The sequence below is a fragment of the Wolbachia endosymbiont of Chrysomya megacephala genome, from assembly GCF_008245065.1.
Taxonomy (GTDB): Bacteria; Pseudomonadota; Alphaproteobacteria; order Rickettsiales; family Anaplasmataceae; genus Wolbachia.
Genome location: NZ_CP021120.1, coordinates 101,057 through 116,384 on the forward strand (window position 1 = coordinate 101,057; position 15,328 = coordinate 116,384).

17 protein-coding genes are annotated in these 15,328 nt (G+C 33.1%); 6 read left to right on the forward strand and 11 right to left on the reverse strand.

Annotated features, from left to right (window positions below; all coding sequences use genetic code 11):
• Nucleotides 1–168: 168 nt before the first annotated feature.
• From CAI20_RS00405 to CAI20_RS00415, 3 genes are all read right to left on the reverse strand, one after another.
• Nucleotides 169–747 carry an RlmE family RNA methyltransferase gene (locus CAI20_RS00405; RefSeq protein ID WP_052264860.1) on the reverse strand — a complete coding sequence of 193 codons (579 nt, stop codon included), beginning with the start codon at nt 745–747 and terminating at the stop codon, nt 169–171.
• Between the two features lie 75 nt (nt 748–822).
• Nucleotides 823–1,338: a PopZ family protein gene (locus tag CAI20_RS00410; protein WP_007302034.1), complete on the reverse strand. Its 516-nt coding sequence runs from the start codon at nt 1,336–1,338 to the stop codon at nt 823–825.
• A 10-nt stretch (nt 1,339–1,348) separates the two neighbouring features.
• Nucleotides 1,349–2,584 (reverse strand): TolC family protein, encoded by a 1,236-nt coding sequence (locus CAI20_RS00415; RefSeq protein WP_052264862.1) that lies wholly within the window; start codon nt 2,582–2,584, stop codon nt 1,349–1,351.
• A 131-nt stretch (nt 2,585–2,715) separates the two neighbouring features.
• Between CAI20_RS00415 and rplM the strand changes: the two genes are divergently transcribed.
• The 3 genes from rplM to CAI20_RS00430 all read left to right on the forward strand — a co-directional run bounded on the left by rplM (nt 2,716) and on the right by CAI20_RS00430 (nt 4,071).
• Complete coding sequence (rplM, locus tag CAI20_RS00420) at nt 2,716–3,174, forward strand: 50S ribosomal protein L13 (RefSeq protein ID WP_006014941.1); 459 nt, start codon at nt 2,716–2,718, stop codon at nt 3,172–3,174.
• A 47-nt stretch (nt 3,175–3,221) separates the two neighbouring features.
• Nucleotides 3,222–3,623: a 30S ribosomal protein S9 gene (gene rpsI / locus CAI20_RS00425; RefSeq protein ID WP_052264863.1), complete on the forward strand. Its 402-nt coding sequence runs from the start codon at nt 3,222–3,224 to the stop codon at nt 3,621–3,623.
• A 145-nt stretch (nt 3,624–3,768) separates the two neighbouring features.
• Nucleotides 3,769–4,071, forward strand: coding sequence for an HU family DNA-binding protein (locus tag CAI20_RS00430; RefSeq protein ID WP_019236673.1), 303 nt, complete (start codon nt 3,769–3,771; stop codon nt 4,069–4,071).
• 1 nt (nt 4,072) lies between these two features.
• On the opposite strand, the gene CAI20_RS00435 is transcribed toward CAI20_RS00430, so the two are convergent.
• Nucleotides 4,073–4,780, reverse strand: a complete 708-nt coding sequence (locus CAI20_RS00435; RefSeq protein ID WP_149168644.1) for a pyridoxine 5'-phosphate synthase — start codon at nt 4,778–4,780, stop codon at nt 4,073–4,075.
• Between the two features lie 372 nt (nt 4,781–5,152).
• On the opposite strand from CAI20_RS00435, the gene CAI20_RS00440 reads away from it, so the two are divergent.
• Entirely contained in the window at nt 5,153–5,608 is a 456-nt protein-coding gene (locus CAI20_RS00440) for an Hsp20/alpha crystallin family protein (protein WP_007302039.1), read from the forward strand.
• Nucleotides 5,609–6,479: 871 nt separating this feature from the next.
• Here the strand turns inward: CAI20_RS00440 and gltX are convergent.
• The gene (gltX, locus tag CAI20_RS00445; protein ID WP_149168645.1) at nt 6,480–7,832 is read right to left on the reverse strand and encodes a glutamate--tRNA ligase; all 1,353 of its coding nucleotides are present in this window, start codon (nt 7,830–7,832) and stop codon (nt 6,480–6,482) included.
• Between the two features lie 151 nt (nt 7,833–7,983).
• Between gltX and CAI20_RS00450 the strand changes: the two genes are divergently transcribed.
• Both CAI20_RS00450 and CAI20_RS00455 read left to right on the forward strand, forming a co-directional pair.
• Entirely contained in the window at nt 7,984–8,655 is a 672-nt protein-coding gene (locus CAI20_RS00450) for an ankyrin repeat domain-containing protein (protein ID WP_149168646.1), read from the forward strand.
• A gap of 61 nt (nt 8,656–8,716) precedes the next feature.
• Nucleotides 8,717–10,687 (forward strand): acetyl-CoA carboxylase biotin carboxylase subunit, encoded by a 1,971-nt coding sequence (locus CAI20_RS00455; RefSeq protein ID WP_012481866.1) that lies wholly within the window; start codon nt 8,717–8,719, stop codon nt 10,685–10,687.
• Here CAI20_RS00455 and CAI20_RS00460 read toward each other — a convergent pair.
• Genes CAI20_RS00460 through CAI20_RS00485 form a run of 6 tightly spaced genes read right to left on the reverse strand, consistent with a single transcriptional unit; the run spans nt 10,670 to nt 15,221 of the window.
• A complete protein-coding gene (locus CAI20_RS00460; protein ID WP_149168647.1) occupies nt 10,670–11,665 on the reverse strand; it encodes a COX15/CtaA family protein in 996 nt (331 codons plus the stop codon). The genes CAI20_RS00455 and CAI20_RS00460 overlap by 18 nt on opposite strands.
• Nucleotides 11,647–13,236, reverse strand: coding sequence for a glycosyltransferase family 2 protein (locus tag CAI20_RS00465; protein WP_149168648.1), 1,590 nt, complete (start codon nt 13,234–13,236; stop codon nt 11,647–11,649). The genes CAI20_RS00460 and CAI20_RS00465 overlap by 19 nt, the downstream gene beginning before the upstream one ends.
• 5 nt (nt 13,237–13,241) lie before the next feature.
• A complete protein-coding gene (locus CAI20_RS00470; protein WP_007302045.1) occupies nt 13,242–13,718 on the reverse strand; it encodes a F0F1 ATP synthase subunit B family protein in 477 nt (158 codons plus the stop codon).
• Between the two features lie 7 nt (nt 13,719–13,725).
• Nucleotides 13,726–14,205: a F0F1 ATP synthase subunit B family protein gene (locus CAI20_RS00475; RefSeq protein WP_007302046.1), complete on the reverse strand. Its 480-nt coding sequence runs from the start codon at nt 14,203–14,205 to the stop codon at nt 13,726–13,728.
• A gap of 3 nt (nt 14,206–14,208) precedes the next feature.
• Entirely contained in the window at nt 14,209–14,436 is a 228-nt protein-coding gene (locus CAI20_RS00480) for a F0F1 ATP synthase subunit C (RefSeq protein ID WP_006014985.1), read from the reverse strand.
• Nucleotides 14,437–14,495: 59 nt separating this feature from the next.
• The gene (locus tag CAI20_RS00485; protein WP_096097195.1) at nt 14,496–15,221 is read right to left on the reverse strand and encodes a F0F1 ATP synthase subunit A; all 726 of its coding nucleotides are present in this window, start codon (nt 15,219–15,221) and stop codon (nt 14,496–14,498) included.
• Nucleotides 15,222–15,328 lie beyond the last annotated feature (107 nt).

A 15,328-nucleotide genomic window follows, 5' to 3' on the forward strand; every position in this document is an offset into this window, starting at 1 on the left:
CTCCTATAAAAATAATAATATACTTTAATTATTATATACTTAAGCAATAAAGTCAAGAATTTAATTAACTATCATAAACACTCAAGCAAGAAAAAGGGGCTTTTGTGCGAGCGTTATTAATCTTCAGTTTAATAGGATAAGATTCGTCAACATTTCTGTAAGTATCTTCTATATAGAAGGGTTGCTACCAATAAAGCCTAAGCTGACCAAATACATTTCTGTAGATTCAGATCTACTTGACTTTGGTTTGAAGTATCTTACTGTTTTAAACATTTTTTTTAGCTCATTGCAGAAATCTTTATCAGACTCTCCTTGAAAAATTTTTACTACGAACTTGCCATCATGATTCAAAAAATGCTTTGCAAAATTGAGCGCTGCTTCGCATAAAAGCATAATTCTGATATGATCTAACGATTTTAAACCGCAAGATTCTGGTGCCATATCAGATAAAATTACATCAAATTTGTGATCCTTGAATTTTTCTCTTAAAATTTCAAGTTCGCTGATAATATCACACTGTATACACTCTACTCCACTAATTGCGTTTATTGGTTTTATGTCAACAGCAATCACACTCGCTCCTTTCTTAGATGCAACTTGTGACCATCCACCAGGAAAAGCGCCAAGATCAATAATTTTTTGCCCTTGTTGGAGTAGTTTAAATTTATCGTCTATTTCTATTAACTTATATGCCGAGCGCGATCTATAACCGTCCTTATTGGTTTTTTGCACATACTGATCATTCAAATGGCGATGTAGCCATCTTGTTGAAGATAACTTTCTACCTCTAGCTGTTTTTACTCTGGTCTTTATACTAATAACCTACTTATTATTGATTATATCTTTGAGCTCTTTTTCAACTACTTCTTTTACCAATGCATGTAGATACTTATTCAGCCACTCTGAAAGCTGAGGTTTTAAAAGAGATACAACTAATTCTTCAACAGTAAGATCCGCTCTTTTTTGTTGTTTATGCCGTAGTTCGCTTTGCATCTTTTCAAGCAATGTTTTAATTTCCTCCATATTTTCTTTTAAAACTAAATGCTCGTTACTTTGTTCTTGATAGCTCACTTTGTTATTACTCATTTGGATATTATCATACAAATTTTTCTCTTCTGAGTTGTAACTATTAAATTGGTTATTCATTTTCTCACTTTGGCAATTATTCTCTTCTTCACTATTTTCTTTTTCTTCGATGTCTTCTGGGTACTCCTCTTCAAGGCATAATACGTCATCATCTTCATCTATTATTTCTGCTCTATCACCACTTGGATTTTTACCCGATATAGCTTTTTTTATATCTTCTAGTATATCTTTTACAGATTGATTATCGCTCATACCATTAAATTTAAAGGTTTATACTATTTATCATAAAAAGCAAGTTGTAAACACTAATTACATAATTGCTTTTTGCCTGAATTAGATCGGAACGTGCTTTAAATAGTTCATCTTCAGTATCCAAAAGATCAATTGTGCTCTTTAAATTTAAGTTTACTTCTTGCGCAACTCCTTCCAATGCTAAAGCTGCTGCTTTTTCTGCTTCTTGACTTGCTTTAATAATAGCTTTTGCTGTCAGCACGTTATTCCAAGCATTTATAACTGCTTGTTCTATATTTTTTACTGCTTCGTAATAATCGTAAGTGGATTGTTTTGCATCCATTTTAGCTCTACTAACACCAAAAACATTAACTCCTCTTTTAAAGATCGGAATATCAAGAGTAAAGACAACATTCACATTTTCTAGTAACGTGTCTAATTTTATATTGTCCTTTCCAAAATTTTTACTTGCGCTTAGATTCAAAGAAGGAAGCCACTTGGAACTTTCAGCAATCACTTCCATTCCAGCAGCTCTTTTTTTATAAATAGCTGCTTTTAGGGACAAGTTGTTGGTTTTTGCTAACTGTAAACATTCATTTAATTCTGGTATAGAAGGTAGTTTACCATTAGTCTCGTGAAGATTATCAGCATCTTCACCAATTAAATGATAGTAAGCAATATTAGCGAGCTTTAATTCACCTTCAGCATCAACTCTTTTGGATATAGAAGATGAAAATTTTGCTTTTGCGAATAAAACCTCAGCATTAGTAACTTCTCCAAGAGAAAAGCGTTTTTTCATAGCTGACAAATGTTCTAAAGAAACACGTTCTTTATGTTCCCCCAGTTTTAATATTTCTGCCTTTTGTAAAACATTAACATATGCTTTCACAGCGCTGAGTGCAACTTCTTGCTTTGACTGCTGAAATCTAATTTTTGCTGCTTTAAGAAGATGACTTGATCGGCTAAATGTAGCAAAAGTGCCCCCACCGTCTATTATTCTTTGGCTTAATGTTAGACGCTTTCCAGAGTTTTGTCGATCGTTAATAATATTAAAATTACTATCGAAATTATATTGTAAATTAATGTCAGGTAAAAATCCAGCCAATCCAGAAGATTTCAGCTGTTTTTCAGCACTCTTATATTGGTAAAACTGAGACTTTATTTTTGAGCTGTTTTTGATAGCTTTGCTTATGGCTTCTTCCAAATCGATTGCATAGCAACCTATAGTACCAAAAGCAATTATAAGTATAATAATCAATCGAAACATTTTGCTTTCTAGCATGTTGTTTAAGTTATTAGCATAAATTACTTTAATAATCAATAACTAATGTTGTAACTAATGTTATTGACACTATCAAGCAACTCAGTGTATCATAATCTACTGTTATGTATTGATATATGAAAACTTTTTTCTTAAAAGAGAAACAAGTCGATAAAAAATGGCTTGTTATAGATGCAGAAGGATTAGTAGTAGGAAGGCTTGCAGCGTTTGTAGCAGCGCTATTGCGTGGAAAGCATAAGCCTGAATACACACCTCATATGGATTGTGGAGATAATGTAATTATTGTTAATGCAGAAAAGGTACATTTTACCGGAAAGAAACTTAAAGATAAAATCTACTATAGGCATACAGGTTATTCTGGTGGTTTAAAGAAAACTACTCCAGATAATATTTTAAATGGCAAATTCCCTGAGCGTGTGATAAAAATGGCAGTAAAAAGAATGCTTGATGATGGTCCTATGGCACGTAGACGGTTTGAAAATTTGTATGTTTATTCTGGTTCAGAACATAAGCATCAAGGACAGCAACCTGAAAAAATAGATTTTGCCTCTTTAAATCGTAAAAATAAGAAATAATGGAGTAAAAAGTGAAAATAAATAATAATGATCAGCCAAAAAAGGCAATGATTGACTCACTTGGTCGTTCATATGCCACAGGTCGAAGGAAAGAATCTGTAGCAAGAGTATGGATAAAGCCAGGAAGTGGAAAATTTAGTGTTAATAAAAAAGATGATTTAATTTCTTATTTTAAAAGAGAATCAGTGTGTCAAATGATTAAAGCGCCATTCATAGTAACTTCTATGTTAGATAGGTATGATGTGTTTGCAACTGTAAAAGGTGGAGGACTATCTGGCCAAGCAGGTGCCTTAGCTCATGGAATAAGCAGAGCTTTAAGTAGTATAAGTCAAGATCTACACTCTATATTACGTAAGGGTGGATTCCTAACTAGAGATTCACGTGTTGTTGAGCGTAAGAAATATGGTCAACATAAAGCTCGGAAAAAATGTCAGTTTTCTAAGAGATAATTGTTTCATAATGGTATTTTTTTGTAAATATTATACAAGTTCTTACAAGGTTTTATGACATTTTCTCTTTTTATGACGAATTTAGTTGACTATTGGTATTAGCATAATATGCTGTTTATGTAATTTTTCAATATTAAGGTAATTTATGAGTAAGGAAGATATAGTAAACCAACTGAGTCAAGAGTGCTCTAGTCAAGGTATAGATATAACAAAAGCTAGTTTGGGTAAGCTTCATGATATTTTTATGGAAACAATCAAGAACGATCTAAATCGTAAAGGTGAAATACGTTTGCATGGAATAGGGACATTCTCTACTGCTATAAGTAAGGAAAGACAATGCCGTAATCCTCAAAATGGTGAGATTATGACCGTTCCTGAAAAGAAAAGAGTAAGGTTTAAAGCAAGTCAAGCTCTTTCAAGTACTTTAAATACCAAAGAGAAAGTATAAGCTACTTAGATATTGTCATTTTCATCTTTTTAGTTACACTATGTAAGCCATGAAATATAGCCTCGCTGATTAAAGAATGGCCTATATTAAGAGCTGAGATGTGAGGTATTTCTTTTATTCTTTTAGCATGTTTATAATTTATGCCATGCCCTGCGTGGCATTCTACTCCTAGCTTATTAATGTATTCTGCAGAGTTAGTAATAAGTTTTAATTTTTCTTCTGATGGATTATCACAGTAATACCCTGTGTGAATTTCTATTATGTCAGGCTTTCTTTCTAGCTTCTCAAGATATTTTAGTTGATTAATATTTGGATCGATAAACAGTGAGACTTTTATGTCAAAGCTATGCATTTCCTCTATTATACCAGAAAGTTTACTGTGCATATTCACGATATTCAGGCCACCTTCGGTTGTTAATTCTTCTCTTTTTTCTGGTACTATACAAATCGAATAGGGTTTTACTTCTTTTGCTATTTTGAGCATTTCTTCCGTAGCTGCAATTTCAAGGTTCAACTCAGTGCTAATGTTTTGTTTTAGATTGAATACATCCTCATCTCTGATATGCCTTCTGTCTTCTCGTAAGTGTACGGTGATAAAATCTGCTCCAGCATCAATAGCTATTTTTGCTGCTTTTAATGGATCTGGATAAGAAGCTCCACGTGCGTTGCGAAGGGTTGCAACGTGATCAATATTAACGCCCAATTTCACAATTTACCTCAAAAATTATTTATAAATTATACATATTATTAGATCTTATGCATGTCATTGTTTAATGCCATAGCTGAAAGACGGAGCTAGCAGTTATACCAATTCTCATTGTTGGCAAGTCAAATAAGAAACATTCAAAATTGTTTGATTGTGGAAGTGGAAAGAGAAGTAATAAATTTGCATACACTTGCCCTTTTTTACAGTTAATCTAGTTTATAGAACTACTCGTGGTAATCCAAATAAGATTTTTTCTCATAATCAAGTTATAGTAAACGGGGAAAATTTTTCGCATCTAAAAAATTTTAGATTTAGGATTGAAATTAATAAGTGGAGTGATTATGTAATGCATGTATTAGTAAAAGGAGGTACAACATGAGTAATATAGTTCATTTAAATAAAAACAATAATCGTGATAATTTTAGTGTAAGAGGGTTACAAAGAGCCGTTGATGACATATTTGATAGCTTCTTTACAGGATGGAACCCAGAGCTTTCTAAAAGAGGCAGTAGCCTACTACCAGTTTGTGACCTTTATGAAACAAAGGAAAGCTATTGCCTATCATTAGAGTTACCAGGTATTCCTAAAGAAAGCATAGACATTAGTATATCTGGCGATAACTTAATAGTGAAGGGTGAAAAAACATGTGATAATGAATCAAAAGATAAGCAGTTTTACCACAAAGAAAGGTACTATGGTTCTTTCTATAGATCTATTCAACTTCCAACAAATGTAGAGCAAGATAAGGTATCTGCCAACTTTTTAGATGGGGTATTGCATGTAACCATACCTAAATCAGAGAAACACATCAAGAAAATTGATGTAAAGTAATCAGTAAGTAATAGCAGGCTTCTGACCTTGAGGCTTGCTATTTTAATATCTGTTCAGCAGAGTGGCAAAATAAGGTAAACGAGAAAAGACAACTAAATGAGTGTCATGAAAGTAGCTGATGCTGGCTCCCTTATGAAGGTGTCATCTTAGCACCCAGACACTGATTTTTTAATTGAAAATGTTGTCTTGTTTGTGATAAATTTTGCTCGATGCCAGTGTCGAGCACTGGCATGACATTATAGAAGCTGGAATTACAGTGTCAGCTACTTGAATGACAATATTTGCTGTGTAATTTACCTTAAAAAATGAAATTCCTACAGCTACGTGTAAGCTACTTTCATGACACTCATTTAGTTGTCTTTTCTCGTCTACCTTATTTTACCACTTTGCTGAACAGATATGTAAAATATTAACTTAGCAATACAAAAAATTATCTATAGATTAGACACACCATTAGATCTTATGCATAGTCATTTTTTAATTCCATAGCTGAGACGGAGCCTGCTCCCCTTATCATGAAACTGAAGTCTATATGGTACCACAGTATAATGATATAATAAAATATGAAAAAAATACCAATAAAAAAAGGCAAAAAAAGCCCGTATTAACTTTAACAATTTAAAATGATTTAATGTGAAAACCATAGGCGCCAATTGTTTTTTTAACTTAAAAATAAAAGTCAAGTATCAGGAATTCTAGACATAAACCCTCCTATATGAATAAAGAGCTAGCAAAAATAAACTTATATATTTTTTGCTGAAATTTGATTATTTGGTGAAAAAACCTGCAGGTGAAGATAGATTTTGGATCCTAAAAAATCTTCATTCTCCACTATAATGAAGCCACCAGAGTCTGTCAAGTAATTTTTTATTTAAATTGCTTGCAATCTTTTTATACACTCATCTTTACCAAGAATTACCATGATATCGATGATTCCAGGCGCATCCATTATTCCAGTTATTGGGGCGCGTAATGAGTGGTATATATCGCTCATTTTTATATTATGTAATTTTGAAAATTCCTTAATCTGAGAAGATAAAAAATTCTTATTCCAATCTTCACTACCTACACTCGAAAGAAATGATGCAAGTAACTTAATTACATTGAGGTTAGATTTGACAATTTGCTGAGCTTCTTCACTAAAATCAACTTGAATATAAAATTTTGCTAAGTCCAATAATTCGGTCAAATAGTTTGCTCTTTTTTTCAGCTCTGTCAGTCCCTGCAGTAAATAGCCCTTTTTTTTGTCAGTTAGAGTATTTTCTCTAAGCATTAGAGTCAGAATATCTTCATTGCTCATATTACTAATATAGTGGTTATTCAAATGCTCCAGTTTTTTGAAATCGAGCCGTGCAGGTGAGCGACCGATGCTTTCTAAATTAAACCACTCTATTGCTTGCTCATCGCTAATAATCTCATCGTTGCCATGACTCCAGCCAAGTCTTAGCAAGTAATTACGCATTGCCTGTGGCAATATTCCCATCTTTTCATAATCGCAAACACTTGTTGCACCATGCCTTTTAGATAACTTATTCCCGTCTTCTCCATGAATAAGCGGTACGTGTGCAAAGCGTGGGACATCAAAATCAAGAGCTTGGTATATTAGTAATTGCTTGAAGGTATTAGTGAGATGATCAGAGCCACGTATAATATCGGTTATTCCAGCATCATGGTCATCAACCACTACAGCAAAAATATATGTTGGAGTATTGTCAGAGCGCAAGATTACTATGTCATCAAGCTGGTCGCTACTTATTGTAACTTGGCCGTATATTTTATCGTCAACAACAATATCTTCTGAGTCTGGCACTTTGAAGCGAACAACAGGCTCTGCATTTGATGTTGAATGAGTACACTTATGCTTATATATTTTTCCTTCTTCCCTTGCTCTTATTTTCTTCTCCGCAACTTCATTCTCGGGGCAGTAACAATGATACGCCCTACCCTTTTCAACTAAAAGATTTGCAACTTCAATATGTCTATCTATTCTTTTTGATTGATATACTATTTCTCCATCATAGCTTATTCCAAGCCATTTTAACCCATCTATTATTGCATCAATTGCTTCCTGTGTTGAACGTTTTCTGTCGGTATCCTCAATCCTTAGTAAAAACTGGCCACCATGACGCTGCGCATAGAGCCAATTAAACAAAGCTGTGCGAGCTCCTCCAATATGTAAAAATCCTGTTGGTGATGGAGCGAATCTAGTGACTATACCTGGCATATTTGTCTATTGTGATAACGTAACCGATGATAACTAAAATTTGTACTTGCAACAACGTGGAACTATAGTAAATTTGAAAGATCAATTTACATTTATTTTTAACAAACTGCATTGTATAATTTAATATTAGTGAATGCAGTGAGGTGTATATATGGATAATTTATTTGAAATTGCAAGACGAGTTGTAACAAAAGAGGATGAAAATAAATTTATTGAAGCTTGCAAGAAAAGAGTTGCTTGTGTAGCTAAGCATAGAATTGATAAAAATGGAAACCCATTTCATATAGCAGCAAGTAACGGGTTTCTATTATCTGCGTTACAGAAGATCATAAAGGATTTAGAAAAAAGTACCAGGGTTGAGGTTGAAAAAGCAAAAGAAGCTAAAGATTGGGAAAAAGTAAAAAGATTAGAAAAGGAACTTAAGAATAATAAGAAATATATTAAGGAAGCACTCCTCGATAAAAGCTATATTAAGGATAATAAGGCAGTATCACCTCTTTACTTCTTGGATCCTTCAGAGCAGAAGGAAGTTAAGCAAATTGCAGATATAAAATGTGGCTTTATATGTAATAAGAAGTTTCATATATGCTTATATATAGTAGGAGCTATAGTGTGTGCTACCGCTATGTGTGTATCTTTGTATCTTCTATTTTCGGCTTCTCAATCTCTTGCATTGGCTTCAATAGCAACAATAGCTTCTGGAGGATCTTCATATCTGTTATTTAAGGCATGTAATGAAGTATATGGCCTCTATAACGAAAGTACTATAGTGACAGATCCTGATGTTATGCAACTTTTAGATAGTGGTTTAGCCCCAGTGTGAAGTATTTGCAGGTAGTAATATAGAAATTTACTTTCTTAACTTAAGAAAGTATACTTATAAGATGATAAGAAAGAAGTATAGTAAGATTTTAGTAGCGAACAGAGGGGAGATTGCCTGCAGAATAATCAAAACTGCGCACAAGATGGGCATATCTTGTGTGTCTGTGTACTCAGATGCAGATGCAAATTCTGTGCATGTAAAGCAAGCAGATGAGTCAAGGCACATTGGCCCTTCGCCTGCTTATCTTAGTTACTTAAATATCGAAAAAATATGCGAAGTAGCAGTTGAAACAGGTGCCGAGGCGGTTCATCCTGGCTATGGGTTTTTAGCAGAAAATCCAGATTTTCCCCGTGCTCTGGAAAAACATAACATAGATTTCATTGGTCCAAGTGCAGAAACAATAGAAGTTACAGCCAATAAAATAACGGCAAAAGAAGAGGCAAGAAAAGCTGGAGTAAATGTAGTGCCAGGATATATGGGTAAGATCGAAGATGCTGCCCACGCAGCCATCGTTGCTGAAGAGATTGGTTTTCCCGTTATGCTCAAAGCTGCATCAGGTGGTGGTGGCAAAGGAATGCGAATTGTATATTCCAAAAAAGAAATTGAACTAGCATTTACATCAGCAACAAATGAAGCAGAGAAAAGTTTTAAAGATGGCAGTATTTTTATAGAGAAATATATAGAGCTGCCAAGACACATTGAAATACAAATCATAGCAGATAAATACGGCAATATAGTGTGTCTTGGGGAGAGAGAGTGCTCGGTACAGAGGAATAACCAGAAAATAATAGAAGAAACACCAAGCCCATTTATTAGTGAAGAAGTAAGACAAAAAATGTATGCTCAATGTGTTTCTTTGGCAAAGCAAGTTGATTATTTTTCAGCAGGTACTGTCGAGTTTGTTGTAGATAAGAACCAAAACTTCTATTTTCTTGAGGTAAATACGAGATTACAAGTTGAGCATCCAGTAACAGAATTTGTCACTGGAATAGATATAGTGGAAGAGATGATCAGAATTTCTTGCGGAGAAAAATTAAGATTTGGTCAGAATGATATTAAACTTATTGGCTCTGCAATAGAAAGCAGAATTTGCGCTGAAGATCCATCAAAGAGATTTTTTCCTTCCAGCGGAAGAATCAAATATTACGACAAACCAGATGATGTAAGAATAGATGATGGAGTAGCTAGCGGTTCAGAAATCAGCATGTTCTACGACTCAATGATTGCAAAAATTATAACCTATGGAAAAGATAGAATAGAAGCAATCAGCAGAATGCAAAAAGCATTGTCTGAATGTTATATAGAAGGAGTAACAAATAATATAGAATTTCTAGAATCCATTTTCCATCATCCAAACTTTATTGCAGCAAAACTCCACACAAGATTCATTCCAGACCATTATCCTAGTGGGTTTCAAGGCGATTTTATCACAGAGGAATATATTAAAATATTTATTTTTGCTGCACTGTATGTTCACTTAGAAAATGAGGGAAAGTATTACAGTAAGTCAACAGACGAAGCATTCATAGTGAAAATAGATGACAATGAGTACTCCGTAAATGCAAAGTATCAAGATAACACATTAACAACAGTATATAACCACAATAAATACTCCGTGGTGGGTAAGTGGAAATCAAGTTACAGATTACTATATATCACAATTAATGATGATACCAATATAGCACTTAAAATAGAAAGGCAAGGTAGCAAATACTTTATAAGACACGCAGGTATGAAAGCTAAATGTTGTGTATTGAAACCTCATGTAGCTGAACTAAGCAAATTAATGCTAAACAACAAAACAGAAGGGATTTCAGTAGACGCTGTAAAATCTCCAATATCCGGTTTATTGGTTAAATTACACGTCAATGCTGGAGATCAGGTAGAGGTAGGACAACCTCTCTTTGTTGTGGAGGCAATGAAAATGGAAAATATAATATGTGCTGAATCAGAAATGGTGATAAAAAATATCCCTGTTAAAGAAGGAAAAAATATACATGCTGGTGATTTGGTATTAGATCTGATTTCTTAAATAACGCAAGCAGTATAAACCTGATCCAAATAAGATAAATGAAAACATTTGATGGGCTATAGCAATAGCCATTGGTATATGCAGCAACAAAGTGACTATTCCTAGAATTACCTGAATGATGACGGAGAATAGCATAACATATAATGGTTTTATACTGGCATTTTTTATTGTGAGTATTGCTGTCAGAACTAATATCAGCAATGCCAATGCCCGGTGTATGAATTGCACTGTTACTCTATTTTCAAAGATATTTAGCCAAGCAGGCTGTAAGTAAAATAAATCTTCCGGAACAATTTGTCCATCCATTAGTGGAAAGGTATTATAAATTAAACCAGCATTTAGCCCTGCAACAAATGCACCGAAGATTATTTGTACTGTCACTAGGATTAAAATTATCCATATGTAACATGTAATGTTGCTATTAATTTTAATTATCTGTTTTGGTTTGATTTGGTAATCAAAAAATTGATATGACAATAATGCAAAGATAACCAACGCAAGCAGTAAGTGAAGTGCGAGCTTATAGTGACTAACATGAGGATTAGATACCAAACCGCTTTTAACCATATACCAACCGGCAAAAGCTTGTAAAATTCCAAATAATAGTGCTGTAGATAACCTTATTACTGCATTTTTAGGTATTCTTTTTTTTAGTGTAAAGTATATAAATGGTAAGATAAAAACTAAACCTGTCAGCCTTGCAATTAACCTGTGCACATATTCTATTAAGTATATGGTGCGAAACTCTTCCATACTCATACCATAATTAAATGCTTTATATTCAGGTGTAGCTTCATATTTTACTTTTTCTTTAATCCAGTCTTGTTCACTAAGCGGTGGCAATGTTCCGGTAATTGGTTTCCATTCCGTGATTGACAATCCTGCTTTTGAAAGTCTGGTAAATCCACCAATTCCCACCATGCAAATCACCATGAGAGAGCAGAGAAAAAGCCAAATAGCTACAGGTTTTGCTTCCATAATCCATGCTGAGTTTTATTCCATTGCTGAGGGTGAATAACAAATTCCCACAAAGCGAGAAAAGCTGCAACGCTATGTAGTAGACTATAGACGGGAAAAAATATTGATACTATATAAAAATAAAAAGGCATTTTTTGTTGTCTGATAGCTATTATCAAAAAAATCAAGTTAATACCGTATACTATTATAAAATAATATAAGAATAATTCATTCAAAATTTGAGTCAGCACCAATGAAAGTAACAAAAAAGGAGTCGTGAAAAATATAAAAGCTGAGGAACCAACAAAAAGGTTTAATAGCAAAACTCCCTTAAGCCCAGTGTGCTTAAAAAGTAATTTTATATTTTTTAAATGAACGATATAAGTTTGCATATAACCTTTAATCCAGCGTGCTCTTTGTTTGATCCAAGCAAACACAGTAGTTGGTGATTCTTCCAATGTTTCTGAATCAATAATCCTGGTTTTATATCCCATTTGCGCAAGTCTCAAACCAAGGTCAGCGTCTTCAGTGACATTGTAAGCATCCCAAAAAAGCACTTTCTTTAAAATTTCCACTGAAAAATGGTTACTGCTACCACCCAAAGGTATTGGCATGTTCATTTTTTGAAATCCAGGCAAAAAATATTGAAACCAGTTCATATACTCAAGAGAAAAGAATTTTGTAAGAAAATTGCAACCAAAGTTATAGTAATTTAATTTCGCCTGTACACAAGCCAACTTTTCGTCGCCCTTATTAAATTCAATTAGTGCTTTTTTTAACTGCAACGGATCTGGCTTGTCATCTGCATCATATATTACCACATACTTTCCTCTAGCAAATCTCATAGCATAATTGCATGACTTAGCTTTTGTTCTAGGCAGAGAATGAGGCACTTTTATTACTTCAAAATACTGTGGTAAAGTGCATTTTTCTATAGCTGCCAACATTTCTTGATCATCGCTCTCTATCACAAGCTTTACATCTAATTTTGATTTTGGATAATCCAAACTTTCAATGCTCTTAATCAATTGCTTTATAACCGCATTCTCTTTAAAAGCAGGCAATAAAATAGTATATATAGGTTCATTCATCTTATCATAATCTGCTTTTTGGTTAGAAATTTTACGCAAGCCAAAAATTTTAGTTACAAATTTGAATAAAGAACTAGAACATCCGATTATAAATATCAACACCAAAGCAAAATATGCATATTTTTTTGTCAGTGTTAAAGTCGAAATCATAACAAAGAAAGAGGAAAAAAAGATTGAACTGAGCCTAATGCTTTTAGCTGAAAAATTAGGATTCTTATAATATAAGTAGTTACTTGCGAATTCTGAAATACCAAAGTGTGAGTTAAGAAGATTTAAAATCTGTTTGCTATCTACTTTTATCAATACATATTCAATACCGTAATGAGATTCGACCCAAAGGTTGATATCTTGGCTTATGTCTTCAACCATAAAAAAAGTAGTATCATTTAATTTTTGCCAAGGAATTATATTAAACCTATAGTAGAAAAGTTTCTCTTGTTCTTTGCATAAACTAGAATCAAATTTAATTTTTTCTACATTATCAGTTTGAAGTACAGGCATTAAACTTAATGCAACTTTTTGCTCAAGTCACGTGAAAACGAAGATATAACCTCACTACTACGCTTATCATCTTTACGTTCATGCATTATTTTTTTTACAGCATCAGCAGCTATACTCGCTGTGTTAGCTTGTAAATCCCCAAGAGCTTTTTCAACTTGGTCAGTAACTTTCTTCAAATTAGAATGGGAATTTTCATCTAACGTTTGATCGAGTTGCTGTCTATTATGCTTAATAATACTATTAGCCTTATCAAGTGCTTCATTCATCATTTTGTTAACTTCTGCATCTAATCTTTTGTATTTTTCAGAAGATTTTTTGTAATACTCCAATATATCTTTTCTGAATTTTTCAGTTTCTTCACTTGAAAACTTGCTTTTGTTACGTTTATTGTTAAGCGCGTTTTTTATTACCTTCCTTAACAATTTATATGAGAGGATAAAACCTACTAAAAAAGCAAGGCTTATAACTAGTAATGTAGACATAAAAACCCTAAAATTCTTTTGACACCAAGTCAGCAACAAATTCCTCTTCAATCTCAGAATTAGTTAACTTAGTATAGTAAATCAAAGCAATACTAGTAGCCATTTGTTTTAATTCACTAATATACTTAGATTTAAATTGTACTACCTTTTCTTCAACAAGTTTAATCATCTTCTTGTCTTCCTCTTCCAATATATCCTTAACATTCGCTCTCATTTCTTCTACTTGAGCAAATGCATCATCTATGATTTTTTTTGCCCGTACTCTAGCTTGATTTAAAGCTGCATTATACTTGGCAATTTGCTCTTCTGTAAGTCTTAAAAGGTGAATAGAACTATTAAATGAATCTAACACTTCTTTACTTCTAGTGCTTATTATTTCATCTAACTTCGGTAAAAACAAACAACTGACTACAAAAAAAAGTGAAGAGAAAAAAATTAAAAACCAAAAAATTTGAGAAGAGAAAGTTGAAACATCAAGCTGTGGCATCTGTTAAGCAGCAAATATTAATAACATTGCAAGTACAAACGCAAGCAACCCCATGATTTCAACCATGGCAGCACCAATATAAACGTAACTTTTCATTTTACCTTCTGACTCAGGATTTCTCGCAATCCCATTTAACATAGCAGAGAAGATATTAGCTATACCTAAACCAGCACCGAGCATTCCAAATACAGCCAAACCAATTGCTATAAATTTTAAAGCCACTAAATCCATATATTACCTTTAACTATTTCTTTATAATATAATTGTAAAATATTCTGCAAGGAAGTCAATTACTTTACTGCATCTGACAAATATACACATGTTAATATAGTAAATATATAAGCTTGCAAAACTGCAACAAATACTTCAAATCCTATTAGTGCAATTATAAACAAAAAAGGTGCAGGTGTAAAAAATATGTTCATATTTATGACGAATCCTGCTATCACTTTGATGATTGTATGACCCGCAATCATATTTGCTGCAAGCCTTATTGATAAACTAATCGGTCTTACTAAATAAGCAAATAATTTAATAATGATGATTATAGGTGCAAGCCACGAAGGAGTTCCTTTTGGTAGCAATATGCGTAAAAATTCTACTCCTCTTTCTTTAAACCCAACAATCGTTATATAAGTAAAAACCACCATTGATAAAGCGAAGGTAACTATCACATGACTTGTAACTGTGAAACTATAAGGAAGAACACCAACTAAATTACACGATAAAATGAAAATAAATACTGTAAATATCAAAGGAATGTGCTCCAAACCTTTGCTTCCAGTGTTACTTTCTATTATTGAAACAACAAAATCATATACATATTCAACTGCAGCTTGCAAATATCCTGGTATTACTGCACCTTTTCTTATTCCAAGGAGCAAAAACAGTACCATTAATACCACCGAGATCATCATAAAAAGAGATGAGTTGGTAAAGTTTATGTCATACCCAAATAATTTTGGTAGTTCTATTATTGTATATACTTTAAATTGTTCTAGCGGATTTAACGCCATCTTGATTTATATACTTAAACTATAATAGTAAGTAAAATATAGATTTTATAGGGTAAAGTCAAGAATTAAGATAGAAGATCCATGCCATTATGGCATAAATATATCAA

Excerpts from the sequence above, each read along its gene's own strand:
- CAI20_RS00450 (WP_149168646.1), top strand. The coding sequence starts at position 7,984 with ATGGATAATTTATTTGAAATTGCAAGACGAGTTGTAACAAAAGAGGAT.
- CAI20_RS00475 (WP_007302046.1), bottom strand. The coding sequence starts at position 14,205 with ATGCCACAGCTTGATGTTTCAACTTTCTCTTCTCAAATTTTTTGGTTT.
- CAI20_RS00460 (WP_149168647.1), bottom strand. The coding sequence starts at position 11,665 with ATGGAAGCAAAACCTGTAGCTATTTGGCTTTTTCTCTGCTCTCTCATG.
- rplM (WP_006014941.1), top strand. The coding sequence starts at position 2,716 with ATGAAAACTTTTTTCTTAAAAGAGAAACAAGTCGATAAAAAATGGCTT.
- CAI20_RS00410 (WP_007302034.1), bottom strand. The coding sequence starts at position 1,338 with ATGAGCGATAATCAATCTGTAAAAGATATACTAGAAGATATAAAAAAA.
- gltX (WP_149168645.1), bottom strand. The coding sequence starts at position 7,832 with ATGCCAGGTATAGTCACTAGATTCGCTCCATCACCAACAGGATTTTTA.
- CAI20_RS00485 (WP_096097195.1), bottom strand. The coding sequence starts at position 15,221 with ATGGCGTTAAATCCGCTAGAACAATTTAAAGTATATACAATAATAGAA.
- CAI20_RS00465 (WP_149168648.1), bottom strand. The coding sequence starts at position 13,236 with ATGCCTGTACTTCAAACTGATAATGTAGAAAAAATTAAATTTGATTCT.
- CAI20_RS00480 (WP_006014985.1), bottom strand. The coding sequence starts at position 14,436 with ATGGATTTAGTGGCTTTAAAATTTATAGCAATTGGTTTGGCTGTATTT.
- rpsI (WP_052264863.1), top strand. The coding sequence starts at position 3,222 with ATGATTGACTCACTTGGTCGTTCATATGCCACAGGTCGAAGGAAAGAA.
- CAI20_RS00415 (WP_052264862.1), bottom strand. The coding sequence starts at position 2,584 with ATGTTTCGATTGATTATTATACTTATAATTGCTTTTGGTACTATAGGT.
- CAI20_RS00455 (WP_012481866.1), top strand. The coding sequence starts at position 8,717 with ATGATAAGAAAGAAGTATAGTAAGATTTTAGTAGCGAACAGAGGGGAG.
- CAI20_RS00470 (WP_007302045.1), bottom strand. The coding sequence starts at position 13,718 with ATGTCTACATTACTAGTTATAAGCCTTGCTTTTTTAGTAGGTTTTATC.
- CAI20_RS00430 (WP_019236673.1), top strand. The coding sequence starts at position 3,769 with ATGAGTAAGGAAGATATAGTAAACCAACTGAGTCAAGAGTGCTCTAGT.
- CAI20_RS00440 (WP_007302039.1), top strand. The coding sequence starts at position 5,153 with ATGAGTAATATAGTTCATTTAAATAAAAACAATAATCGTGATAATTTT.